Annotated in this window: 2 protein-coding genes; both read left to right on the top strand. The window is 68.8% G+C overall.

The features are described from left to right. Positions 1–1,938: vitamin B12 dependent-methionine synthase activation domain-containing protein (locus ACZ518_RS39415; RefSeq protein WP_469117847.1), on the top strand; the 1,938-nt coding region annotated here is incomplete at its 5' end. 35 nt (positions 1,939–1,973) lie between these two features. Beyond that, on the top strand, positions 1,974–2,695 hold a 722-nt coding region (locus tag ACZ518_RS39410; protein ID WP_469117846.1), incomplete at its 3' end, for an adenosylhomocysteinase.

The following is a 2,695-nucleotide window of genomic DNA, read 5'->3' as shown; positions in this document are numbered from 1 at the left end:
ACGATCTGCACGGGGCAGGAGGAGTCGCGGAAGGACGGGATCGCGACGATCGAGTCGATCCGCGAGCTCAAGCGCCGCCACCCCGACGTGCAGACGACGCTGGGCCTGTCGAACATCTCCTTCGGTCTGAATCCGGCCGCGCGTGTCCTGCTCAACTCCGTCTTCCTGGACGAGTGCGTCAAGGCGGGTCTGGACTCGGCGATCGTCCACGCGAGCAAGATCCTTCCGATCGCCCGCTTCGACGAGGAGCAGGTCCGTACCGCCCTCGATCTGATCTACGACCGCCGCGAGGGCGACTACGACCCGCTGCAGAAGCTGATGGCCCTCTTCGAGGGCGTGAACACGAAGTCGCTGAAGGCCGGCCGGGCCGAGGAGCTCCTCGCGCTGCCGCTGGAGGAGCGTCTGCGGCGGCGGATCATCGACGGGGAGAAGAACGGTCTGGAGGCCGATCTCGACGAGGCCCTCCAGACCCGCCCGGCCCTGGACATCGTCAACGACACCCTCCTGGAGGGCATGAAGGTCGTCGGTGAGCTGTTCGGCTCCGGCCAGATGCAGCTGCCGTTCGTCCTCCAGTCCGCCGAGGTGATGAAGACCGCCGTCGCCTACCTCGAACCGCACATGGAGAAGACGGACGACGAGGGCAAGGGCACGATCGTGCTGGCCACGGTCCGGGGCGATGTTCATGACATCGGCAAGAACCTGGTCGACATCATCCTCACCAACAACGGCTACAACGTCGTGAACATCGGGATCAAGCAGCCGGTGTCGGCGATCCTGGAGGCCGCGCAGGAGCACCGGGCCGATGTGATCGGTATGTCGGGGCTGCTGGTGAAGTCGACGGTGATCATGAAGGAGAACCTGGAGGAGCTCAACCAGCGCAAGCTGGCGGCGGACTACCCGGTGATCCTCGGTGGTGCCGCCCTGACCCGCGCCTATGTGGAGCAGGACCTCCACGAGATCTACGAGGGCGAGGTCCGTTACGCCCGCGACGCGTTCGAGGGCCTGCGGCTGATGGACGCGCTCATCGCCGTCAAGCGCGGAGTCCCCGGCGCCGAACTCCCGCCCCTCAAGCAGCGCCGCGTACCGCAGCGGGCAGCCGTTCTCGACGTGCAGGAGCCGGAGGAGACCGGCGGCCGCTCCGACGTGGCCGTCGACAACCCGGTGCCCGAGCCGCCGTTCCTCGGCACCCGGGTGGTCAAGGGCATCCAGCTCAAGGAGTACGCGGGCTGGCTCGACGAGCAGGCGCTCTTCAAGGGGCAGTGGGGACTCAAGGACGCGGGCTCCGTCGAGACGGAGGGCCGGCCCAGGCTGCGCGGCTGGCTGGACCGGATGCACACCGAGCGGCTCCTGGAAGCGGCCGTGGTCTACGGCTACTTCCCCTGCGTCTCCAAGGGCGAGGACCTGATCGTCCTCGACGAGGACGGGGGAGAGCGGACCCGCTTCACCTTCCCCCGCCAGCGCCGGGGCCGCCGGCTCTGCCTCTCGGACTTCGTACGCCCGGACGACTCCGGCGAGGTCGACGTCGTCGGCTTCCAGGTCGTCACCGTCGGCTCGAGGATCGGCGGGGCCACGGCCAAGCTGTTCGAGTCCGACTCCTACCGCGAGTACCTGGAGCTGCACGGCCTGTCCGTCCAGCTGGCCGAGGCCCTCGCCGAGTACTGGCACGCCCGGGTCCGCGCCGAGCTGGGCATCGCCGGGTCGGATCCGGCCGCCATGGACGGCATGTTCCGCACCGAGTACCAGGGCTGCCGCTACTCCCTCGGCTACCCGGCCTGCCCCGAGCTGGCCGACCGGGCGAAGATCGCCGACCTGCTCCGGCCGGAGCGGATCGGCGTCCACCTCTCGGAGGAGTTCCAGCTGCACCCCGAGCAGTCCACCGACGCCATCGTCATCCACCACCCCGAGGCCGGCTACTTCAATGCCGGAGGCCGCCGATGACCTCCGGCCCCGGACGAGTTCAAGGAGCAATTCCCATGTCTGACGGGTTCACGGACTTCAAGGTCGCGGACCTCTCCCTCGCCGCCTTCGGCCGCAAGGAGATCACCCTGGCCGAGCACGAGATGCCCGGTCTGATGTCGATCCGCGAGGAGTACGCCGGGGCGCAGCCCCTGGCCGGCGCCCGCATCACCGGCTCCCTGCACATGACCGTGCAGACGGCCGTCCTGATCGAGACCCTCGTCGCCCTCGGCGCGGAGGTCCGCTGGGTCTCCTGCAACATCTACTCGACGCAGGACCACGCCGCGGCGGCGATCGCGGCCGCGGGGATCCCGGTGTTCGCCTGGAAGGGCGAGACGCTGGAGGAGTACTGGTGGTGCACGGAGCAGGCGCTGACCTGGCCCGGGCACGCGGGCCCGAACATGATCCTGGACGACGGTGGTGACGCCACCCTCCTGGTGCACAAGGGCGTCGAGTTCGAGAAGGCGGGGGCCGTCCCCGACCCGTCGACCGCCGACAACGAGGAGATGGGCTTCGTCCTCGAACTCCTGGGCCGCTCGGGCCTGGACTGGACGCGGATGGCGTCGGAGATCCGGGGCGTGACGGAGGAGACCACCACGGGTGTCCACCGCCTCTACGAGATGCACCAGGCCGGCGCCCTGCTGTTCCCGGCGATCAACGTGAACGACGCGGTGACGAAGTCGAAGTTCGACAACAAGTACGGCTGCCGCCACTCGCTGATCGACGGCATCAACCGCGC

It is taken from the genome of Streptomyces sp. NPDC033966 (assembly GCF_055575955.1).
Note: the sequence above shows the minus strand (reverse complement) of the source record. Positions and strands in the feature narration are given on the sequence as shown.